At 65.9% G+C, this 5,171-nt stretch carries 7 protein-coding genes; 4 read left to right on the top strand and 3 right to left on the bottom strand.

The features are described 5' to 3' along the window. Positions 1-216 precede the first annotated feature (216 nt). The 3 genes from KA184_23095 to KA184_23105 are packed head-to-tail and all read right to left on the bottom strand — an operon-like array spanning position 217 to position 1,703. Entirely contained in the window at positions 217-438 is a 222-nt protein-coding gene (locus tag KA184_23095) for a PspC domain-containing protein (protein ID MBP8132477.1), read from the bottom strand. A 46-nt stretch (positions 439-484) separates the two neighbouring features. Continuing rightward, positions 485-1,141 carry a PspA/IM30 family protein gene (locus KA184_23100; GenBank protein ID MBP8132478.1) on the bottom strand — a complete coding sequence of 219 codons (657 nt, stop codon included), beginning with the start codon at positions 1,139-1,141 and terminating at the stop codon, positions 485-487. A gap of 22 nt (positions 1,142-1,163) precedes the next feature. Beyond that, positions 1,164-1,703 carry a PilZ domain-containing protein gene (locus tag KA184_23105; protein ID MBP8132479.1) on the bottom strand — a complete coding sequence of 180 codons (540 nt, stop codon included), beginning with the start codon at positions 1,701-1,703 and terminating at the stop codon, positions 1,164-1,166. 170 nt (positions 1,704-1,873) lie between these two features. Here KA184_23105 and pspF point away from each other — a divergent pair, with 170 nt between their 5' ends. The 4 genes from pspF (at position 1,874) to KA184_23125 (ending at position 5,144) form a co-directional block, all read left to right on the top strand. After that, on the top strand, positions 1,874-2,962 hold the full coding sequence (gene pspF, locus KA184_23110; GenBank protein ID MBP8132480.1) for a phage shock protein operon transcriptional activator: 1,089 nt from the start codon (positions 1,874-1,876) through the stop codon (positions 2,960-2,962). A gap of 97 nt (positions 2,963-3,059) precedes the next feature. Beyond that, positions 3,060-3,785 (top strand): glycosyltransferase family 2 protein, encoded by a 726-nt coding sequence (locus KA184_23115; protein ID MBP8132481.1) that lies wholly within the window; start codon positions 3,060-3,062, stop codon positions 3,783-3,785. Continuing rightward, a complete protein-coding gene (locus tag KA184_23120) occupies positions 3,778-4,470 on the top strand; it encodes a lipid-A-disaccharide synthase N-terminal domain-containing protein (GenBank protein ID MBP8132482.1) in 693 nt (230 codons plus the stop codon). Before KA184_23115 ends, KA184_23120 begins: the two co-directional genes overlap by 8 nt. 107 nt (positions 4,471-4,577) lie before the next feature. Continuing rightward, on the top strand, positions 4,578-5,144 hold the full coding sequence (locus KA184_23125) for an NAD(P)H-dependent oxidoreductase (protein ID MBP8132483.1): 567 nt from the start codon (positions 4,578-4,580) through the stop codon (positions 5,142-5,144). Positions 5,145-5,171 lie beyond the last annotated feature (27 nt).

Consider the following 5,171-nt stretch of genomic DNA (forward strand, 5'->3'; position numbering starts at 1 on the left):
ATCACACACCCGTATCCCCACGTGCGACTGAAAACGTCATAACCCAAGGCAGGAGCCCGGTGCGGTAATGCCGCTCGCCGGGATCTGTGCGGGGGGTGGCCCGCAAGGGCCATCCCTACCGCGAATGGGGTAGCCCGCCGGCAGTGCGCTGGGGGTGCGCGCCACCGGCGGGCGATGGGCTCTACCTTGTTCGGGTAGATGGAGGAATGCGCGGACTCAGTACGAATACGCCGGTTCCCGCTTCATCAGCAGGGCGGCAAGAAGGTAGACAAACACCACCGGGAAAAACCCGGTCAGGACGAACGTGCCGAGCACGATCGCCCGCAGCCAGAACAGCGACAGGTCGAAGTATTCGGCAAGGCCGCGGCACACGCCAAACAGAAAGCCGTGGCGCGACCGGTACAGGCCGGGCCGCCAGGTGCTGCATTCATACGCCATCGTCGTTTCCTCTCTCAACGCGGGTTGTGCGGCGCCGGGGCCGCGCTCAGCCGGCGGATGCCTTGAGGGCTTCCAGTTCCTCCTCGATCTCGGCGTCGGCCCCGAGCCGGGCGAATTCCTCTTCCAGGGAGGGACGCCGCCCGTAATTCACCAAGTCGGCCTCGGCCTCCATGCGCTCGATGCGGTGTTCGAATTCGTTGAAACGCTCCATGGCGCGCGACGTGTCGAGCCGCCGCAACTGGTGCTGGGCGCGGTGGTGCTGCCCCGCGCGCACATGGCGCTGCACAAGCAGGCGCTTCTTCTCGATGACCAGCTTCAGCTTGGCCTCGAGCGCGTCGATGTCCTGCTGATAGTGGGCGAGCATGGCATCGGTCTGCGCCAGCTCCTGCTCGAGCGCGCCGGCGCGCGAAGCATACCGCCGCTTCTCGACCAGGGCTTCGCGGGCCAGATCGTCGCGGTCTTTGCCGACCGCCATCCGCGCCCGGTCGCCCCAGGCTTGCGCGCGCTCGCGCACGCGGCCCAGTTCCAGCTCGGCATCGCGCCGGGCCGCCAGCGTGCCGTTCCGGGCCGCCGTGACGCGGCCCAGCGTCTCTTCAATCTCGCGCGCCATGAGGCGGATCATCTTGTCGGGATTCTCCGCCCGGTCCAGCATGGCGTTGACGTTCGAGTTCACGATGTCGCGTGTGCGTGTGAAGACGCCCATGACAAGCCTCCTTGTGTGTTCCTTACATGCTGCCGCTCTGGACGGCTTCCATCGCCGTAGCGAGCGCCAGAGTCTTTGCGAACCCTGCATGCGCGAGCGCCACCGCGGTGCGCCGGATGCCCCATCGGGCGCGGTCCGGCGTCTGCCGCGGCTGCTCGCCGGTCTGCGGGACCGCGCTCCACGTATGCGCAAGCGCGGCCTCAAGAACCAGCCGCGACAGGTCCTCGAACGCCTCCGGGGCGTCAAAAAAGACCTCGATGCCCGCGAGAAACTGGTCGGGAGCCGCCGTCGGACGGCACCAGGCGACCCGGCCTTTCAACTCGGCCGCCTCGACCGGGTTCGCCACGCTGAATACCCGCACCAGCACCTTCCGCCCGGGCGCAAGGTACCGGCCCAGGCGCATCGACAGGCCGCGGTGACTCACCTCACGGCAGCACCCCGTGCCCGACGCACCCGCGCCATGGAAGTATTCAACTCTCGTGCTGAACGGCACGCGCAAAAAGCGGCGCTCGTCCGCACTCATCCGGTTACTGACAGTCTCGACCATTGTTCTTCCCCGCATGTCTATTGTGGTTCCTGCTATTGCAAGGGCCTTGCCAACGGGTCTCTTCACACATAACCCTATAGCTTAGGGTGGCTTATGCGCACCGGGCCCAACACGTTCCGCTTGACGGAGTTGGCGAAAAACGCTATTGTTTGGTGAAAATCCGCAAAACAGAGGGGCGCCAGACCATGATGGAACCGGATCGCGACCGGCAGCGCGAGGAGATCGAGGCCGCCATCCCCGAGGTGCAGGAGGCGTTGGGGCAATCCGAGGCATTTCTCGCCTTTCAGGAGCATTTGTCGCGCGCGGCCCGCGTCGATCGGCCCGTGCTCATCCTTGGTGAACGCGGCACCGGCAAGGAACTCGCCGCAACCCGGCTCCATTTCCTGTCAAAACGGTGGCAACAGCCGTTCGTGGCCTTGAACTGCGCCGCGCTGACCCCCTCGCTCATCGAATCCGAGTTGTTCGGCCACGAAGCCGGCGCGTTCACGGGCGCGACCGGCCGCCGGGCCGGACGCTTTGAAATGGCCAACCAGGGCACCCTGTTTCTCGACGAAATCGGCCTCATTCCGCTCGAAACCCAGGAGAAGATCCTGCGCGCCGTTGAATACGGCGTGTTCGAACGGGTCGGCAGTTCCCGCCCCGTCCGCGTGGACGTTCGGATCATCGGCGCGACCAACGCCGACCTGCGCACGCTGGCGAGCGCGGGCCGGTTTCGCCAGGACCTGCTCGACCGCTTGTCGTTTGAAGTGCTCCATTTGCCGCCGCTGCGCGTGCGCCAGGAAGACACCCTGCTGCTCGCGAACCATTTCGCCGCGCGGATGGCCCACGAGCTGGGCTGGGAAGAAGTGCCCGAATTCAGCGACGAGGCGCTCCTGGCGCTCGAAAGCTATGCCTGGCCCGGCAATGTGCGCGAACTCAAAAACGTCGTTGAGCGCAGCGTCTATCGCGCGGGTTCCGCCTACATCGAATCCATCGTGTTCGATCCCTTCGCGGGCGCGTTTGCGCCGCCCGCCGGGCCCCCGCCCGAAGCGTGCAAGACGCCCGCCGCCGGCCCGCCCGCCCCGGCGCCATCCTGGCCTCCGCCGGGCCCTTCGCCCGCCGCGGACGAAGACCGCCCCTACGCCGAGGTGCTCCGCGACGTCGAGGTGCGCCTCTTGCGCCGCGCGCTCCGCCGCTGCCAGTTCAACCAGAAAAAAGCCGCCGAGAGCCTGTCGCTGACCTACCACCAGTTCCGCGGCCTGTACCGCAAATATCAGGACGACCTCCAGGAATAACCGGCGCGGCAATCTGAGGGCCGCTCGTCTACCGCAAGCGGCATTCGCGCAAGGGTCTGTGTATAATACGGCCTCTATGTTCAGAGGGGATGCGTTCATGAAAACCCTGGTATCGGTGGTCGTCCCGTTCTATAACGAAGAAGCCAACGTGCCGTTGCTTGCCGCGAAAATCGGCGGGGTCTTCGCCGGGCTGGCGGACTACGATTACGAGTGCCTGTTCGTCAACGACGGCAGCACGGACGGCACCCGCGCCGCGCTGGATACCCTCGCCCAGGCGAACGCGCGGATCCGGACCGTGCACCTGGTGGCGAACCGGGGCCAGTCGGCCGCGCTGGTGGCGGGGATCCGCCGCGCCCGGGGCGCGTACATCTTCATCCTCGACGGCGATCTCCAGAACGATCCCTGCGACTTTCCCAGAATGCTCGAACTGCTCCAGGAATACGATTGCGTGTGCGGATACCGGGCCCACCGCCAGGATTCGTGGGTGCGGCGGATGTCCAGCCGGATCGCCAACCGCACCCGGGCCCTGTTTGTGCCGACCGGGACCCGCGACGCCGGCTGCGGCAGCAAGGGATTCCGCCGCGCGTGCGCGCCGCATATCGTGGCCTTCAACGGCGCCCACCGCTTTCTCGATACGGTGCTCGTCAATGCGGGCTTCACCGTAACCGAGTGCCCGGTGACCCACCATCCCCGGCAGCACGGCGTGTCCAAGTACGGCATCCACAACCGGCTCTGGCGGGGCATCTACGACCTTATCGGAGTGCGCTGGCTGTGCAAACGCTACGTGACGTTCGAGGTGGAAGGGGAAGACGGGCATGGCTGATCCCGCCGCGGTCGAACCCTCGCTGCTCTGGTATGTCCTCGGCGTCCCCGCGAGCGTGATCTTCTATGGCCGTTTCTACGTCCAGTGGATCGTCTCGGAGATCCGGCGCAAGAGCGTCATGCCGATCTCGTTCTGGTACATGAGCAGCCTGGGCTCCCTCATGCTGCTGGTGTACGGCGTCGTCACCATGTCGGCCCTGGGAACGCTCAGCCACTGTTTCAACATCGCGGTATACAGCCGCAACCTGATCCATATCTGGCGCGAGAAGGGCAAGCTGTCCGCCGCGGTCAACATCGGAGTGCATGCATTCGTCGCCGTGGTCATCCTGGCCTCCGTGGGCGTGACCGCCTGGACCTGGTGGCACGTCTATGACCGTACCAGCGCCGGTCCGAGCGGCGAACTGCAGAAGACGGCCGTGTGGCTCGGCGTGGGCGTGCTGGGGCAGGCCCTGTTCGCCATGCGGTTTCTCGTGCAATGGGTGGCCACCGAACGGCGCAAGAAAAGCGTGGTGCCCACCTCGTTCTGGTGGCTGAGCCTGGTGGCCTCGGCGCTCATGTGCGCGAGTTTCACGCGCGAGCGCGAATGGGTGTACGCCGTGGGCATCGCCGCGACCCTGTTTATCTACGCCCGCAACCTGTGGCTCATCTACGCGTACGGAAACGAGAGCGCGGAAGCCGGCGACTGACGCAGGCGCTTTCTTCCCACGCGGGTATTTGCTAGGGTACAGGGCGTATGACGCGGCCGGACACGACAACGGTTGCCGGGTCCGGGCGCTGGTGAAAGGCAATACGCATGAAATTCGTCACACTGATGGGGAGTCCGCGCAAAGAAGGCAACACCGCCACCGTGCTGGCCTGGGCGGAAGAAGAACTGAGGGCGCAGGGGCACGAGGTCGACCGCATCGACGTCATCGACTGCACGATCGGGTATTGCGACGGGTGTTTCCGGTGCCAGGACGCCGATGGCGGGCCCGGGTGCCCGCTCGAGGACGATGCCAACGTCATTTTCAGGCGCATCGTCGAGGCCGACGGGTTCATCCTCGCCTCCCCGCTGTATTGCTGGGGGTTTTCCGCGCCGCTCAAGGCGCTGCTTGACCGGAGCGTGTGCCTGGTCAAGCGTCCGGCCAGCGGCGACCCGGTATACCTGCTCGGGGGCAAGCGCGCGGGACTCCTGGTGACGGCCGGCGGACCGGACGAGGGCAACGCCGACCTGATCACGGAAGTGTTCAACCGGTTCACGGAATATCTGGGATGCGAACGAGCGGGCCGGCTGGTGGTGCCCTACTGCCGTCTGCAGATGGAGCTGGGGCCGAACGTGGAGGTGCAGGCGCGCGACTTCGCGCAAGATATGGTGGAATAGGGGGGCCGTATGCGAAACAGAGAGCAC

This window comes from Candidatus Hydrogenedentota bacterium, from assembly GCA_018005585.1.
Taxonomy (GTDB): Bacteria; Hydrogenedentota; Hydrogenedentia; order Hydrogenedentales; family JAGMZX01; genus JAGMZX01.